This is a genomic window from Paenibacillus aceris, assembly GCF_017874035.1.
GTDB classification, from domain to species: Bacteria; Bacillota; Bacilli; order Paenibacillales; family NBRC-103111; genus Paenibacillus_E; species Paenibacillus_E aceris.
In genome coordinates this window covers 22,434-38,978 of the sequence record NZ_JAGGKV010000018.1, presented here as the reverse complement: position 1 = coordinate 38,978, position 16,545 = coordinate 22,434, and the positions used below count along the sequence as shown (strand labels likewise).

At 47.8% G+C, this 16,545-nt stretch carries 16 protein-coding genes; 13 read left to right on the top strand and 3 right to left on the bottom strand.

Features of this window, described 5'->3' with window-relative positions; translation table 11 throughout:
• Window positions 1-9 precede the first annotated feature (9 nt).
• The 3 genes from thrB to J2Z65_RS25715 all read left to right on the top strand — a co-directional run bounded on the left by thrB (window position 10) and on the right by J2Z65_RS25715 (window position 3,329).
• Window positions 10-987, top strand: a complete 978-nt coding sequence (thrB, locus tag J2Z65_RS25725; RefSeq protein ID WP_167069191.1) for a homoserine kinase — start codon at window positions 10-12, stop codon at window positions 985-987.
• Window positions 984-1,847 carry a prephenate dehydratase gene (gene pheA, locus J2Z65_RS25720; protein ID WP_167069194.1) on the top strand — a complete coding sequence of 288 codons (864 nt, stop codon included), beginning with the start codon at window positions 984-986 and terminating at the stop codon, window positions 1,845-1,847. The genes thrB and pheA overlap by 4 nt, the downstream gene beginning before the upstream one ends.
• 189 nt (window positions 1,848-2,036) lie before the next feature.
• On the top strand, window positions 2,037-3,329 hold the full coding sequence (locus J2Z65_RS25715) for a LysM peptidoglycan-binding domain-containing protein (RefSeq protein WP_167069197.1): 1,293 nt from the start codon (window positions 2,037-2,039) through the stop codon (window positions 3,327-3,329).
• 75 nt (window positions 3,330-3,404) lie between these two features.
• On the opposite strand, the gene sigW is transcribed toward J2Z65_RS25715, so the two are convergent.
• Window positions 3,405-4,016 (bottom strand): RNA polymerase sigma factor SigW, encoded by a 612-nt coding sequence (gene sigW / locus J2Z65_RS25710; protein ID WP_167069198.1) that lies wholly within the window; start codon window positions 4,014-4,016, stop codon window positions 3,405-3,407.
• 518 nt (window positions 4,017-4,534) lie between these two features.
• Between sigW and J2Z65_RS25705 the strand changes: the two genes are divergently transcribed.
• From J2Z65_RS25705 to yajC, 8 genes are all read left to right on the top strand, one after another.
• Complete coding sequence (locus J2Z65_RS25705) at window positions 4,535-5,200, top strand: BofC C-terminal domain-containing protein (RefSeq protein ID WP_338111838.1); 666 nt, start codon at window positions 4,535-4,537, stop codon at window positions 5,198-5,200.
• A 120-nt stretch (window positions 5,201-5,320) separates the two neighbouring features.
• Window positions 5,321-5,824 (top strand): crossover junction endodeoxyribonuclease RuvC, encoded by a 504-nt coding sequence (gene ruvC / locus J2Z65_RS25700; RefSeq protein ID WP_167069201.1) that lies wholly within the window; start codon window positions 5,321-5,323, stop codon window positions 5,822-5,824.
• Window positions 5,821-6,450, top strand: coding sequence for a Holliday junction branch migration protein RuvA (gene ruvA / locus J2Z65_RS25695; RefSeq protein WP_167069204.1), 630 nt, complete (start codon window positions 5,821-5,823; stop codon window positions 6,448-6,450). The genes ruvC and ruvA overlap by 4 nt, the downstream gene beginning before the upstream one ends.
• 148 nt (window positions 6,451-6,598) lie before the next feature.
• Window positions 6,599-7,609 carry a Holliday junction branch migration DNA helicase RuvB gene (ruvB, locus tag J2Z65_RS25690; RefSeq protein WP_167069207.1) on the top strand — a complete coding sequence of 337 codons (1,011 nt, stop codon included), beginning with the start codon at window positions 6,599-6,601 and terminating at the stop codon, window positions 7,607-7,609.
• A gap of 529 nt (window positions 7,610-8,138) precedes the next feature.
• Window positions 8,139-10,331, top strand: a complete 2,193-nt coding sequence (locus J2Z65_RS25685; protein ID WP_167069209.1) for a SpoIID/LytB domain-containing protein — start codon at window positions 8,139-8,141, stop codon at window positions 10,329-10,331.
• A gap of 10 nt (window positions 10,332-10,341) precedes the next feature.
• Window positions 10,342-11,427, top strand: a complete 1,086-nt coding sequence (queA, locus tag J2Z65_RS25680) for a tRNA preQ1(34) S-adenosylmethionine ribosyltransferase-isomerase QueA (protein ID WP_167069212.1) — start codon at window positions 10,342-10,344, stop codon at window positions 11,425-11,427.
• Window positions 11,428-11,471: 44 nt separating this feature from the next.
• Window positions 11,472-12,611 carry a tRNA guanosine(34) transglycosylase Tgt gene (gene tgt, locus J2Z65_RS25675; RefSeq protein WP_167069215.1) on the top strand — a complete coding sequence of 380 codons (1,140 nt, stop codon included), beginning with the start codon at window positions 11,472-11,474 and terminating at the stop codon, window positions 12,609-12,611.
• 15 nt (window positions 12,612-12,626) lie between these two features.
• Complete coding sequence (yajC, locus tag J2Z65_RS25670; protein WP_167069218.1) at window positions 12,627-12,941, top strand: preprotein translocase subunit YajC; 315 nt, start codon at window positions 12,627-12,629, stop codon at window positions 12,939-12,941.
• A gap of 47 nt (window positions 12,942-12,988) precedes the next feature.
• Here the strand turns inward: yajC and J2Z65_RS25665 are convergent, their stop codons facing one another.
• Both J2Z65_RS25665 and J2Z65_RS25660 read right to left on the bottom strand, forming a co-directional pair.
• Entirely contained in the window at window positions 12,989-13,828 is an 840-nt protein-coding gene (locus J2Z65_RS25665; protein WP_167069221.1) for a phosphatase PAP2 family protein, read from the bottom strand.
• Between the two features lie 94 nt (window positions 13,829-13,922).
• Complete coding sequence (locus tag J2Z65_RS25660) at window positions 13,923-14,303, bottom strand: TIGR04086 family membrane protein (RefSeq protein ID WP_240160114.1); 381 nt, start codon at window positions 14,301-14,303, stop codon at window positions 13,923-13,925.
• A 109-nt stretch (window positions 14,304-14,412) separates the two neighbouring features.
• Between J2Z65_RS25660 and J2Z65_RS25655 the strand changes: the two genes are divergently transcribed.
• Together J2Z65_RS25655 and J2Z65_RS25650 are read left to right on the top strand one after the other, a co-directional pair.
• On the top strand, window positions 14,413-15,753 hold the full coding sequence (locus J2Z65_RS25655; RefSeq protein WP_167069227.1) for an ArsB/NhaD family transporter: 1,341 nt from the start codon (window positions 14,413-14,415) through the stop codon (window positions 15,751-15,753).
• A gap of 105 nt (window positions 15,754-15,858) precedes the next feature.
• Window positions 15,859-16,545, top strand: a complete 687-nt coding sequence (locus tag J2Z65_RS25650; protein ID WP_167069232.1) for a DUF421 domain-containing protein — start codon at window positions 15,859-15,861, stop codon at window positions 16,543-16,545.

Here is a 16,545-nt window from a genome sequence, read left to right as displayed (position 1 = left end):
AATTTCGAAATGAGTTATAAGGCAGTGCAAAAGGTAAGAGTGAAAGTGCCGGCAAGCACGGCAAACTTAGGTCCTGGCTTTGACTCACTGGGGATGGCCTTGAATTTATATGCCTGGATCGATATGGCCACCTCGGATCAAACTACGATTCATTTGATCGGCGATCAAATGCACGGGATTCCAACGGATAAGACTAATTTAATTTATAAAGTCGCACAGATGGTGTTTCAAGAAGCGGGCGTATCTCATCCTGAGCTGGATATCTCGATGTACAGCGAGATTCCGCTTACCCGTGGACTGGGGAGCAGCGCGTCAGCGATCGTTGGCGCTCTTGCAGGTGCCAATGCGCTGATCGGAAATAAGCTCTCGGAGTATGAGTTGTTCCAAATCGCAAGCCGCCTAGAGAAGCACCCTGACAATGTAGGGGCTAGCCTTTTCGGCGGGATTGTGGTCGCGTTCTGGGACGGCGAGAAGGCAGAATCCATTCGGATCGAACCGGACCCGAATTTGGAAGTGCTGGTGGCGATACCAGCCTTCCAGCTTTCTACAGAGAAGGCGAGAGGCGTCATGCCGAAGCAGGTAACCATGAAGGATGCGGTGTTCAACCTCAGCCATTCTTCTTTGCTGGTTGCCGCGCTCAGCACAGGCAATCTCGGGATGATCCGTCATGCCATGAAGGACGCGCTGCATCAGCCTTATCGCGCCGCGCTCATTCCCGGCATGAAGACACTGCTCGAGCAAGCTGAGAATCATGGCGCGCTTGGGGTTGCGCTCAGCGGAGCAGGGCCTACGATGCTTGCGCTTGTGGACCTGCGAAGCGGCCGTAAGGCGGAACTGGAAGGGTTCCTGAAGGAGACGCTGGCGAAGGAAGGTATCGACGCACAGACGCTGTGGTTGAAGCCAAGCCGTGAAGGCGTAGCGACGACTCAGCTTCAGGAAACTGACGGGGATCTCCAATCCTTCGTGGAAAAGGGGGTACTTGCATGAAGAAAGTCGCGATTCTTGGTCCCAGCACCTTTTCGGAAGAGGCTACCCGCCATTTTTTGGGAGAAGACTTTACGTACGTTTCCTATAAGTTAATTTCGGAAGTGTTCAATGCTACTGCGTCGGGTGAAACAGAGCTCGGTGTGATTCCAATTGAAAATACGCTGGAAGGCTCCGTTCATCTGCATGTGGACTGGCTCGTTCACGAAGTGGATCTGCCGATTCGGGCGGAATGGGTGTTTCCCATCGATATGAATCTCATTGGATACGCCGGCCCGGAAGAACAACGGGATGAGGCCAATCCATACCGTCATATTCGGAAGGTGCTGTCTCATCATGTCGTGCCTGCGCAGTGCAGCCGTTTTATGAAGCAGTATTTAAGCGGGGCGGAATTTGAACAAGTTAGTTCCACTGCTGAAGGTGTGCGAATTGTTTCTACCCTGCAGGACCCGTCTGTAGCTGCCATTGGAACGGCGATTGCTTCAACAAACTATGGCGTTCCAATGCTGCAAAAGGAAATTCAGGATCATAAAGATAATATGACGCGCTTCTTGCTTGTGGGTGTAGAAGCATCCGAGCTAAAGCCCTCGGAAAATATGAAGACAACGATTCTTGTAACGCTGCCTGAAGATTTTCCAGGTGCCCTTCACCAGGTGCTCTCCGCTTTCGCATGGCGGAGAATCAACCTTTCCAAAATTGAGTCCAAGCCTACAAAAAAGAAGCTGGGCACTTATTATTTTTATATTGATATTGCAGGCTCCTTGGATTCGGTTCTCCTCCCGTCGGCGATTCAAGAAATTGAAGCGATCGGTTGTCAGGTCCGCGTTTTGGGTTGCTATCCGAGTTATACGTATACGAATTAAATCAACTTTCCTCCAGCGTTTCAGCGCGGGGGATTTTTTTTGTCCTAGAGGGGCAAAAGCCTAGAAACGCGCATAAGATGTAATATCATTGTGAATAAGTAGGTGGCTTAGATAACAAGTCTTCACAAGAAAACGCTGTGATTAAGCTTCCGAAGCCAGTTTTTCTAACGAAAAAAAGGAGGTAAGGTGTTGAAAATCCATATTGTCAAAAAGGGAGATACCCTGTACGAGCTTGCAAAAAAATACCACATCACATTGGATCAGATCATTGCATTCAATCCGCAAATCGCTGATCCGAATCAACTGGATATCGGCATGAAGGTAAAAATACCTTCCAAACCGAAGCCGGTTGAACCGCCTGCGCATGAGTTTGTGTATAAGCACATTGTTCAGCAGGGAGACAGCTTATGGAAGCTCGGAAAAGCATGGGATGTGCCTCTTCAAGCCATGATTGCGGCTAATCCGCAGCTGAAGAATCCCAATGTACTTATGACGGGGGAAGTCGTGTATGTTCCCAAGTTGAATCATGAAGCTCCAGGCATGAATCCGCCATCGTCGTCCAAACCGTCCACGATGCCTTTCGATCATATGCCGGAGACTCAACCGCTAACTCCTATGGAAGAGAGTCCGGCGCCATTTATGCCGATGGCGGAAGAGACCGTGCCTGAGGCAGCGCCGTCAATGCCAAGCATTCCTGCTCCCGCAGCTGAGCAATCCGTCTCTCCTTCGATTTCGATGCCTGAAATGCCTGCGGCGGAGCCAGGGGGTATTACGCTGCAAGAACCATATGAGCAGCCAGCCGTTCATCCGTTCAAGCAGTTTCATATTACAGCGACAGAAGTTTTTGCTTATCCGGGCTCGGACCAGCAAGAGGCCGAGGCTTATCCGGCATTTTCTCCGTATCAGCATCAGCCGCCTTGGGAACAAGCTCCTTACAACGCTCAGATGAGCTCTTTCCCGCCGAGCAGCGAAGGTTGCGGCTGCGGAGCTCCATTAATGATGGAACAACCGTGGAATGCAGGCCCGGAAGGGTTTCCGAGCGGTCCCGTTGCAAGTCCGTGGGATGGCCACCAACATGGCTTCCATGAAGGGTACCACCACGGTATGCCTGCCATGCCAGACTTATATCCGCCGGGGTCTCCTTATGACACGGGGCAGGCTATGCATCATCATAATCCGTTTGCTTTTCAGCCTGGGCCGTACGGCATTCCTTATGCGGGAGCTCACTATCAGGCCCCTTTTGAGTCGCCAATGATGCCGCAAGTTCATACCCACCAGCTTGCCACAGAGAGCGATAAAGAAGAAGTTGTCGAAATAGACATTCGTAACAATAAGCCAGCGAAGTCCAAAAGCGGCAGCAACTCCTCTAAAAAAGTGAAATTGTCGGGGGCGGATGCACTCAATGCGTTCTTGAAACGTCAGCAAAGAGCGTCCTTGGACAATCAAGAAGCCAAACCGAACGTTCCATGGATTAACTTCTGAACATAACGAAGAAGCCTCCTAAAACCACAATTCAGTGGTAAGGAGGCTTCTTTATTTGACGGATAACATGAGGCATTAAGCGATCATCCCGATGGTGAAAAATACCATGAGGCCAACGACGAAGTTCATGCCCCACTTCTTACGGAGCAGCTCTCGCCCGCGGTGCAGACGTGTTTTGACCGTGGTAATAGGTAAATTCAGCTTAGAGCTAATTTCTTGAAGAGAAAGCTCTTCTAGATAGTACAGCGTGATGACACTTTTATATTTATCGGCCAATTTGTTAATGGAGGTGTGCATGTGATCTTGAATTTCCGTTTGAAGAACAGCGTGCTCAGGTGACTGATCTTGGCTTGCGAGCTTGCTGTAATAGCTGTAATCATCGTCATGATCGTTCAGCTCTGCGTCTAAGGATTGAACGGGCCGTTTTTTGCGAAGCAGATCAATGGCGACATTTTTGCCGATCCGATAAATCCAAGTAGAGAAATTCTGGCTCTCATCGTAGTGATTCAAGTTCAAGTAAACTCGAATAAACGTCTCTTGGACAATATCCTCTGAATCGGGCCTGTTATGAAGCATACGGAAAGCAAGCTTTTGTATTTTGTTACGGTACAACTCGACTAATTCAACAAAAGCGTTGCGATCGCCACGTCTGGATAATTGAATTAATTGAAGTTCTGCCACATTCATGGTGTTTCCCCTCCTTAGAGTTTTCGTAAGAAAACTGACTTCGAAAGATTAGGCTTAGCGTTTTCTTTGAGAAAACAGGCTGGCAGCCTTTTTCAAATATATATCGTTTTCCATGGATAAGTATGTGAATATTTCATCTACTTCTGACTATATCATTTCTGCGGCTACAGTCAAATTATTAAGCTATTTTATACTCAGTTTATTCCCATTTGTTACCGAATTTATGGAGTTTTGGTTACTTTCCGGATCATTAGTTGAGTGTGAGGCTGAAGTTGAGCGCGGTGTTGACACGCCCTTCTCGATTTTGATCACTTCGTTCCAAATGGCTACAGCTCCCCACAATAGGACAACACCGATGATCAGGAGTGTTGTACGCTTAATACGTCTTTTACCTTTCACGATAGAGCTTCACCGTCCGTCTTGATTGGTTTAATGCTTCTCTCTCTCTATGGTAAATGATGTATAGCGTCTCATGCAAATGGAAACAATACGGAAAAAGAGAATAGAAGGGGATATCAGTGAATGTACAACGTTTTTTGAAACATTGGAAAAGAAGGCTGCGTTGGAAGCGCAGTTGGTTGACATTAGGGATGATCTTCCTGGTAGGTACGGTTTGCTGGATAGGTTATGCAACAAACAGTTTCTCAGGTGCGGGCAAATCCCCGTCCAAAGCGACGATGGCTCAATTAACGCCGGAAGATGATGAACGGCTGAAAGAAGCAGAAGCTACACTTAAACGGATAACAGATAGCAGGGAAAGCTACTTGCTTAAGTCCTACGTATGCGGTGAAGAACGGAATACGCTCGGCCTTCAAACCTCGGAGCAGCTGCTTAATATGCAAGTGAAGAATCCAAATTGGATATTAAGTGTTGGTCCTAACGGAAATGTCACCTTTACCGAAAACATCGATGATTTGTCTCCGGCTTGCAAGGAGAAAGCGGTATTCGGTATCGATGGAAGCAGCAATCTCTCGTTATTTAATGGTACTCCTGCGAAAGATAACGTGATACGGACATTTTTTCAATTAAATATTAAACATTTGGAAAGCAGCCTGCCCCGCGATACGGTGCAGCAGTTGCGCGACGGCATCCGCATCTCTGATATGGAGGAGTATAATAGCGTATTATCAACATTCAGCGATTATGCCGTGGAAGAGACAGAAAGAGCGATGACAAGACCATAAATAAGCAGTTCAAGATGAGGTAGATGAGGGGAAATCCCGAGTCTATCTCTTTTTTTTGTTATCTGCTATAATGGGAAATGACTACATATGTTCGCTTTTTTTAGATGGGAGAGAAATGCTGTGCGTATTCTGGGGATTGATCCGGGGATCGCGATTGTAGGTTTTGGCTTTATTGATAAGATTGGCAGTAAGCTCGTTCCTGTGCAATATGGTTCCATACAGACGGAGGCACATACCGATCCAGGGCTAAGGCTGAAGGATGTCTATGACGCTACAACGCAATTGATAGAAAAGTATAAACCGGACGCGATGTCCATAGAGAAGCTCTTTTTTAACCGAAATGTAACAACGGCATTTACCGTAGGGCAAGCGCGGGGAGTCATGATTCTAGCCGGTGTTCAGGCAGGCCTGCCGATTGCAGAGTATACGCCTCTGCAAGTGAAGCAATCGGTTGTCGGCTACGGGAATGCGGAGAAGCATCAAGTCCAGGAAATGGTCAAAATTTTACTTAAACTGTCGCAGGTGCCTAAGCCTGATGATGTAGCGGATGCACTTGCGATTGCTATTTGTCATGCGCATTCTTCTGCTTTGCAATCTAGGATAAATGAGGTTAGAAAAAGATGATAGATTTCTTGCGAGGAAAAGTTGCGCTGCGCGAAAGCGAGTATGCGGTGCTGGATGTGAACGGCGTAGGCTATCGTGTGTTTTGCCCTAATCCTTACGCGCTTTCGCATAAGGAAAACGAAGATGTGACAATGTTCATACATTATCATGTGCGCGAAGACGCTCATTTGTTGTTCGGTTTCATCTCACGCGATGAGCAGGCTCTATTCCGTTTATTGCTGGATGTGACGGGGATTGGCCCCAAGGTAGCTTTGGGCATTCTTGCGGCTGGAGGCAGGCCGGAGGCGGTCATTTTGGCAATCAGCCAAGAAAACTTGGCATTCCTAACCAAGCTGCCCGGCATTGGCAAAAAGACGGCGCAGCGAATTATTTTGGACCTCAAGGATAAATTAGGTTCGGTGACGTTCTCCAGTCCTGAAGCTGCAGTAGCTTTAAGCGTAGTTGGCTCAGCTCAGATTACGGAAGGCAGTCAGGCATGGACGGAAGCGAAGGAAGCGTTGATGACGCTAGGTTACACGGAAGCGGAAGCTGATCGCGCTTGGCTGCAAGTGAAACCAAAAGCAAACCCATCGGATTCCGTAGATGTATTGATGAAGCTTGCCCTGCAAGCTTTGTATACGATGTAGCAAGTACTAGCTTACCAAGGATAAACAACTTCGTCGTCCTTGCGGGATGAGTATGTTTGTCAAGGTTGATGTGAAGCAAAAGTATAATGCATATACTTTCTTATCAACGAAGAAAGCTTTCCTACGGGAAGCTCTTAGGAGGATCACCATGGATAATGACCGGATTATATCGGCTAATTTGATGATGGAGGACAGCGCCATAGAGTACAGCCTGCGCCCCCGTTATTTGGCTGAATATATCGGCCAGAAGCAGGCAAAGGAGAACCTCAAGATTTATATTGAAGCGGCCAAAATGCGCAAAGAAGCGCTGGATCACGTGCTGCTGTATGGACCGCCAGGGCTGGGGAAGACGACGCTGTCCAATATCATTGCCAATGAGCTTGGCGTGAACATCAGAACAACCTCCGGTCCCGCGATTGAGCGGCCGGGCGATTTGGCTGCCATTCTGACGAATTTGCAGGAGGGTGACGTGCTGTTCATCGACGAAATTCACCGCCTCCACCGTACGGTGGAAGAGGTGTTGTATCCGGCGATGGAGGATTTCGCCCTTGATATTATTATCGGCAAGGGCCCGAGCGCACGCTCGGTGCGGCTGGACTTGCCGGCGTTTACGTTGATCGGCGCGACGACGCGCGTCGGCTTGTTGTCTGCGCCGCTGCGCGACCGTTTCGGAGTCGTCAGCCGGCTGGAGTTTTATACGGTGGAGGAGCTCACCTACATCGTCTCCCGGACGGCCGACATCCTGCAGGTCGGCATCGTCGGTGAAGCTGCGCGCGAGATCGGCATGCGCTCGCGCGGGACACCGCGTATCGCGAACCGCTTGCTGAAGCGGGTGCGCGATTTCGCGCAGGTGAAGGGCGATGGCATCATCACGCTGGACATCGCCAAAGAGGCGCTGAAGCGCATCCAGATCGATGACCTGGGTCTGGATGAAATCGATCATAAGATGCTGAGAGCGATTATTCAGAGCTTCCAGGGCGGCCCTGTAGGCCTCGAGACGATCGCTGCCACCATCGGTGAAGAGAGTCAGACGATCGAGGACGTCTATGAGCCTTATTTGCTGCAAATTGGATTTTTGCAGCGTACTCCGAGAGGGCGGACCGTTACGCCGCAGGCTTATCATCATCTTGGCTTGCCGGTGCCGGAACAGCGGTCATAAGGATTACGAAGAAGGAGCCGGGTGGCTCCTTTTTATTTTTCCTGCCGAGGAGAGTACGGACGATGCGGCTGAAAGCCGAGTCGTCGGAGCATCGGGGATCGGCGAGTTGCCCGGGCGCTGAGCCGTCCGAGTTGTTTGTGTTGTCTGGGTTACGTGTTTTCCCCCACCCCAAAGGGAACGATGATCCGCTATTTAGCCGTAAAGCGACGTTTTGACGGGGAAGGGGAACTACAGGACTCTATTTGGCTGTTTTGGACTGATAGGATGCCAAAACAGCCAAATAAGGCTCTGTAGTTCCCTCAAATGACAGCATCAAGCCTAATCCGGCGCAATAGAGGATCTGAGTTCCCTTATGTGCAGTACAGGCCAACCGAGACCGCACGAAGGGTCTTCAGTAAGCGAAGTGATGCATGTGAGACAAGTATTTTTGCGGCCTCTGTCTATTTTTATTATTCTACGAAACAAAACTTCTGCCATTAGCTAGAGTCTAACTTAGTAGAATGCTGCAAAAGAAAGGAATTATTGTCGAATGAAACAGAGAAAAAAGCTGCTAGCCCCTAAGGCCCTTGCGTTGATTACGACGGCTGCTTTGACTTTTGGAACAATCCAGGTATCATCTCTCCCTGCGCATGCTGCGGGATTAAAGCACTTGGATGAAGTACGCGTTGCCTTATTGATAGATTCAACCAAATATAAATTGGTAGAACCGGTTACCACGTTTAGTTCGGCAGGCGGAATGGAGGTCAGCGTACGCAGTTCCGCCGGAGCTGAGCAGCTGTGGCTCTCTGTCCCAGAGTCTTCCATCCGCATGTCGCTGGATCAATACAGCATCATGATGCTGGAAACGGTGGACTTTGCTTCTGCAAAGGGGTTATATGCCAAGCTAGCCACGACGTCGGCGGATGGTTATGTGCTTAGCCGGGTAAAGCAAGGAAAGACCGTGTATCAGGTATTTTACGGCAGCTTCCCGACCGAGGAAGCGGCTGACAGCGCCGCCTCTCAGGCGCTTAAGGATGTGGCCGTGGCTGCCATCACCAAACAGGCCACCCCTGTAGTGACAGGACCGCTCCATTATAGCGCAGGCACGTATCCCACTGAGGCTGCGGCTTTGCAGCAAGTAGCCGTCTATGCTGGAGCCGGAATCCAAGCGGACCTAGTCTTGCAAGAAGATACGGTAGGCAAGCCGGCTTACAGTGTGTGGGTTGGCAATGAAGCGACTCCCGCACAGTTAGAGTCGGTGAAGCAGGCTGCTTTGCAAGCGGCTCCAAGCATTCCATTGCAAGCTGCCAACACCAAGTCATCCTATCTCATTCGAAGATCGGATGTAACGGCATCTACGAATGGAACCGCGCCGATTCCACATTACGCTGCAGGAGCCAGTCAGCAAAAAACCTTGGTTCACCCCAAAAGCGAAGGCATTTCAGTAAAAGAGAAGGCAGACCGCAAGTACCGCGGCGACATGGAAATAAGTACATATCAGAATAAATTAGCATTGGTGAATGAAGTGCCGATGGAATCTTATTTATATGGCGTATTAGGCTCGGAGCTCAGCTCCGGATGGCCTGCGGAAGCTTTGAAAGCTCAAGCCGTCGCTGCCCGAACATTTGCCATTAAGCAGGGTAATAAGTATGAAATCGCACAAGTGACGGATACAACGCTAGATCAAGCTTATTACGGCATGCAAAAAGAATTTCCAGCAGGCATTCAAGCGGTTGATGCGACGAAGGATGAAGTTATTTCGGATAAAAACGGATTGATTTCTCCTGTGTTTTCATCGAATTCAGGAGGCATGACAGCAGATCCTTCTGAGGTTTGGGGAAATCCCTTAGATTATTTGCGAAGTGTGGCTAGCCCCGATGAAGGCGCTGAAAAAGGCAAGGCGACGTGGTATCGTATCCAAATGGCAGATGGCCGGATGGGATATGTCTCTGCCGTTTATTTGAAAAGTACCGGCGAGAAGGGGAAGGATGGAGCTTCCTATTACGAGGCTACCGAGCAAGGCGTTAATGTACGTCTGGCCCCATACGTGGATAATGCAGCGAATCCATCCATTGAACAGCTCGCGGCAAAAGAAAAAGTACTCGTCTTAGGTCAGGAGAAAGAGTCCAATGCCTATTCCTGGGTAAGAGGTCCATATACGGCGAGCGAGATGAAAAGTAAATTGACGGCAGCTGGGGTCACAGTGAAAGGGGACCTGACATCGCTTGAAATATCCGGGAGAGGCCCATCAGGAAGGGTCACGGAGCTGAAGGCGAATGGCGTGGTGGTGAAAGTGCCATATCCTGATGCCTTGCGCACGGTGCTTGGCGGATTGCCAAGCACACGGTTTGAAATTGAGGGAGCGGGAAGTTATACTGGTAATACCTCACCAGGAACCAATCTGGCCATCGCGGGGGCGGGAACTACCGAGACCAGCAGCGCCAGTGCTGACTCCGTCTATGTACTGTCGGGCAGTCAATCCCAACCGACAGCGTTGAAGAAAACGGATTTGACAGCTTTAGGCACAAATGGACTGGCTAAACCAACGGATAAGCCAGGCACCTCCGGTACGCCTGCTGATACGCCAACACAAGGCAGCAAACAATTCGTGTTCCGTGGTACAGGCTATGGTCATGGGCTTGGAATGTCCCAATGGGGAGCAAGAGGCTTCGCTGAACAAGGCTATGATTACAAAAAAATACTTCAGACATATTATGCTGGAGTCAACATAACTAAGGAATGAATACACACTCATGGATGTACAAGCATTTGATTTTGAATTACCTGAATCGTTGATTGCTCAGACGCCGCTGCTTGATCGCACGGCGTCTAGATTGCTTACGCTGAATAAGCAGACCGGAGAAATTGGTCACCAGACTTTTGAACAGTTAATTGATTATGTGGAAGCCGGGGATTTGCTCGTGATGAATGATACACGGGTCATTCCAGCACGGCTCTTTGGCGTGAAGAAAGACACGGGAGCTAAAGTCGAGCTATTGCTTTTGAAGCAGCTGGGCGAGGATCGCTGGGAAGCTTTGGTGAAGCCAGGGAAGCGCATGCAGCTAGGGGCTGTAGCTATTTTTGGGATTAATCAAGAAGATACGCAGGCTGGGGAGCCGTTACTAACGGCGGAAGTCGTCGAAGTGGGAGATATGGGCGCGCGTGTGCTTCAATTCAACTACAAAGGCATTTTCAATGAAATTTTGGACCGATTGGGCGAGATGCCCCTGCCTCCTTATATTAAGGAACAGCTGCCGGAGAGGGAACGCTATCAAACGGTGTATGCTAAGCACGAAGGCTCAGCCGCGGCGCCGACGGCAGGACTGCACTTCACGGAAGCTTACTTGGATAAGCTGAAAGCGAAGGGAGTGCGCTTGGCGTTCGTCACCCTGCATGTCGGACTCGGAACGTTTCGTCCGGTCTCCGTCGACACCATTGAAGAGCACCAGATGCACGCGGAGTATTACGTGCTTTCCCCAGAAACAGCAACAGCGATCAATGAAACCAAAGCAAACGGCAAACGCGTAATTGCCGTAGGCACGACATCTGCGCGAACGTTGGAAACCGCTGCAGGGCTCAGCCGTGAGCAGGCAGGAGCCGAAGCCGGGAAGCAGATAGATATTCAACCTTCACAGGGATGGACGAGTATTTTTATTTATCCGGGATACACCTTCGGGGCTGTGGATGCGTTGTTAACGAATTTTCATTTGCCGAAGTCAACTCTCCTCATGCTGATCAGCGCACTGGCCGGAAGAACTTATGTGATGAAGGCCTATGAAGAAGCCGTTCGAGAGCAGTATCGCTTTTTCAGCTTTGGAGACGCAATGCTTATTTACTAAGAGATGCAATTACTAGAGGAAGCTTAGAATAGGAAGTGGATGTAGTGGCAGCAGCCGTAACGTACGAACCGATTAAAACTTGTAAACAATCCGGAGCCCGACTAGGCCGGGTCCATACACCGCATGGTGTAATTGAAACGCCAGCCTTCATGCCTGTAGGTACACAAGCAACAGTGAAAACCATGAGTCCTGAGGAATTGAAGACGATGGATGCTCAAATTATTTTGAGCAATACGTATCATCTCTTTATTCGCCCTGGTCATGAAATCGTGAAAGCCGCAGGTGGATTGCACAAATTTATGAACTGGGACCGCCCTATTTTAACGGATAGCGGTGGATTTCAAGTATTTAGCCTAAGCAATATGCGCAAAATCACAGAAGAAGGCGTTACATTTAAATCTCATTTAAACGGTGACAAACTATTTCTTTCCCCTGAAGTGGCGATGGAGATCCAGAATGCACTCGGCTCTGATATTATGATGGCCTTTGACGAATGCCCTCCCTTCCCGGCCGAGTATGAGTATGTGAAGAAATCACTGGAACGTACGACACGCTGGGCGGAGCGCTGCTTGAAAAGTCACAGCCGACCGGAAGACCAAGGCTTGTTCGCGATTATCCAGGGCGGCATGCACGAGGATCTGCGCAGGATGAGTGCCGAGCAGTTGACTTCCATGGATTTCCCGGGGTATGCTATTGGTGGACTGAGTGTAGGCGAGCCAAAGCATTTGATGTACGAAGTGCTTGACTATACAGCACCTTTGATGCCGGCTAATAAGCCTCGCTATTTGATGGGCGTAGGTTCACCTGATGCTTTAATTGAAGGCGCTATTCGTGGGATCGATATGTTCGACTGCGTACTGCCAACAAGAATCGCCAGAAATGGGACATGTATGACTAGCGAAGGCCGTCTTGTGATTCGGAATGCGAAGCATGCGACTGATTTTGGTCCGCTGGATCCCAAATGTTCTTGCTATACATGTACAAATTACAGCAGAGCTTATATTCGTCATTTAATTAAAGCGGATGAAACCTTTGGAATCAGATTGACGACGATTCATAACCTTCACTTTCTACTACAGCTTATGCGCGATGTTAGAGGAGCCATTAAGGAAGATCGCTTACTAGATTTCCGCGATGAATTCTTTGCCGCTTATGGGCTGAATGATAATGAAAGAGGATTTTAAGAGAGGAGGATACCTATGTTTCTATTGGCTGAAACTACAACTGCGAATACTGGCGCGGTAGGATATTTGTATACATACGGGCCTTTAGTGCTCATGTTTGTAGTTCTCTATTTCTTACTTATTCGTCCACAACAAAAAAGACAGAAAACACGCAATCAAATGCTTGGGGGATTGAAAAAAGGGGATAAAGTCGTGACGATCGGCGGACTGCACGGCACGATTATGGAGATCACGGATGACATTTGTGTGCTTCGTGTCAACGATGCAACGAAAATGACTTTTGATCGTTCTGCTATCAATGCTGTATCTCAATCGACAGCAAAGGAATAAAATGAGAAAGCGAGAACCTTCAAGAGGCTCTCGCTTTTTATTTGGTCTTATAGTTCATTGTTCTTTAGAGGCCGCTTAAGCAGCGCTTGTTCCCCAAGAATGAGGCGTCCTTCGGAAATGCGCAATCCCAGTCTGGCCGCTACAACACCGAGGACAACACCGGCACACATATCGGATAACCAATGGATGCCTAAATAAAAAATAGTAAAAACGATAAAAGCGGAAGAAATCGGTACGAAAATTTTCCAGAACGTGTTACGGCTCTTTACAGCAATGACAGCCATCGATACGGAGATGGACGTATGTAGGCTTGGAAAGCAATTGTCCAGTCCTGACAGCGGACGATAGTCTTGCTCAAAGGTTGGGAATACATCCAAGATCAGCAGTTTAACATTAGGATGAAACGACCAAACCTCATTAACTGGAAAGAACAGATAAAACGGAATGGCTATCATATAGTTGAACATTAGTGCATAACAAATGGCGTAGAATAGTTTATAATTTTTCTTAAACGTATAAAGGGCGATGGAAGTAATCATGACGGCTGGGAAAATCACGACATAGAAATAACTGCTTATTGCCGTCAGTATGTCGTTGTGGAAGAGATGTTGAATCGATGAAACAAAGTTGCCTTCAATACCGTAAATGGATTGTGTAAAATCAGCTTTATAGTGAATTCTTTTTTCGATCCACATTTCAAGTTTATTGAAAAAAAGAATTGTGATGAGTGCGGCGAAGTGAAGCAGATATTTGCGTGATGTAAATACTTCTTGAACGAAGCTTCCGGCGATGACGAACGGATTCTTTCGAGTGGCAGCAATTAGAAAGACAATGACAGTAATGACTATATAGACCGTTGCATGTGTCATAGACTGAAACGGGCTCATGGTGTTTTCCCCCTAATATTGGAAATTATTGCGAATATAACTATGATATTATACCACAATCTAAGGGGGATAGTGATATTTTCACGGAAACGTCTTATTTCGTAGTATTAACGCCAAGTATGCCTCCAAGCGCACCCGATGCGAATAAAATACCGAGCAATTGCAGGGAATTAAGATTCAGTCCTGCGTCAAAAGCCAGAAAGCCTACCAGGAAAATAAGGATAAAATAAACGAATCCGACGAGTCCCCCATGATACCAGCCGCGGTTTCCGGCTCTTTTGCCTGAAACCCAACCTCCGATAAACAGCGCTGCGGCATGGATAATCGTAGTTAACGTATGCAGGGAACTCTCTTGTGTGCTTGTTAACAATAAAAATAAAGATGTAACTATTGTCCCAATTGTCATCATGCTTAATGAGTAGGCAAGTCCGGAAAATAAAGGAGATGTTATTCGAACCTGACTGACCGTCTTCATGGGGTTCACAGGCACCAATCCTTTCTTATTTTCGTTCTTTTCATTAACATCATTGTATGGCCAAGCACATAGAATTAGTACAGACTGTTCAAAGGGAAGGTGAATATTTATGACTGAATTTTCTCAAGGACCCGCTCTATGGCAGGCTATTGCAGCCCTCATTATTTTTGTTGCAGCCTATGTTTGTATTTTGATTGAGAAATGGGACCGTATGTATACGGCGCTTGGCGGAGCCGTTCTGATGCTTCTGCTGGGCATTGTTCCGATAGGCAAGGCGCTTACAACTTATGCGAATTGGCACGTAATTTTATTTCTTATCAGCTTATTTGTGATTGCCGGCCTTTTTCAGAAAACAGGACTTATTGCTTATTCTGCAAGCAAAATAATACGAGTGTTTCGGTTACAGCCATTTACGATACTTTTGTGTTTATCGGTGCTGGCTGCCGTGGTTTCGGCGTTATTAAACAGCTTGCTGGCTGTTGCTGTCATCGTCCCGCTGCTGCTTAAAACAGCAAAGATGATGAAATTATCGCCGGTTCCGTTTCTTATCTCTGTACTGCTATCTGTGAATTTAGGCGGTGCGGCAGCACTGATGGGCAACTGGTCCAACAGGTTGATTGGCGCAGCGGAGCACATAACAACAGGACAAATGCTTATAAAGATCGCACCGCTTGTTATTCTCATGCTTGCCATCGTGTACGTTGTGATGTGGTTTCTTTATGGCAGGAAAATGATCATCCCGGAAACATACAAACGAGAGGTTCTCAGCTTACAGCCTGACTCCTATTTAGCTGAAAATAGGGTGATGTTTCTTGGAGGCTGCGCGATTTCCGCTTTAACACTTCTGGCCTTTTTATTCCAGGGGATTTTGGGCTGGGACGCAGCCTACATTGCCGCATGCGGAGCTGCAGCGCTTTTGGCGCTCAACTATAATGATCTAGTCCAGCTCGTCAAAAGAAGAGACTACCGTTCCGTTTGGCAGGGTGTAATTGAGACACAAGGGCTATTTTTCCTTGGACTTTTTATTATGGTAGGCGGATTAATATATACAGGAATTTCGGGGTTCATCGCAGTAAGAGGACTGGAAATCAGCCAAGGCAGCATTTCTTTCTTATCTATCCTCTTGTTATGGCTTACAGGATTTGGATCGTCAGTGGTGGACTATGTTCCTTATACCGCGGCTATGATTCCGGTCATCGAGCATATAGGCCAAGAAATGCAAAGTCTATCACAAACATCCATCCAGCCTCTATGGTGGGCTCTAATTGTCGGTACGGCGATTGGGAGCGGGGTTACACTCTTCGGTTCTCTATCGAACATGTATGCGGCAGCGCTGACCGAGCAAGAAGGGGGAGGGCTGAATTCCCGTAACTATTTCATGATTGCAGGGCCCATCTCCTTGGTTTTATTCATCGTAGCCACGATCTATTTCAAGTTATTTCTGCTGTAATTGCCAACAATTGAATACGTAAAATCTGCATGATGAAGTGCATCAGCGGTCAGAATACCAGTGAACTCCGAGAACAAGCAAGAGCTTAGATCAGGGAGGCTATCAATGGATATTCTGACCATTTTTTTTCGTACCGTGCTGATCTACTTTGTCGTTTTTCTGATGCTCCGTCTGATGGGCAAAAGAGAAATTGGGAAATTGTCGCTGTTTGATCTAGTTATTTCGATTATGATTGCTGAAATTGCTGTTTTTGTTCTTGAGGATTCAGCGAAACCGCTTATGGATGGGCTTGTCCCAATGGCTACACTGGTGCTCATCCAAATTTTCATTGCCTATGTCACCCTCAAAAATAGAAGCCTTAGGGTTCTATTTGATGGAAAACCTAGCGTCATTATTAAAAAAGGGTTGATCGACCGGGAGGAAATGAAAAAACATCGTTATAATCTGGATGATTTGATGCAGCAACTTCGACAAAATAAGATCATGAATGTTGCGGATGTGGAGTTTGCCGTTCTAGAGCCTTCGGGGAAATTAAGCGTTGTGGAGAAAAGCCAAAAAGAGAAAGAGACAGCCATAGACGATCAGGGCCTTAAAGGCATGATTCGGTATGAGGGTCTTCCACTGCCTCTCATTATGGATGGCAAAGTGCAGGATGATAATTTGGAGAAAATAGGTAAAACGAGATTTTGGTTGAAAAACCAGCTTCAGGTCAAAGGAGCACGCGATTTCAAAGAAGTGTTTTACTGCTCCATAGACCATAGAGGACGGATGTTCCTTGACCGGAAGAGGTAG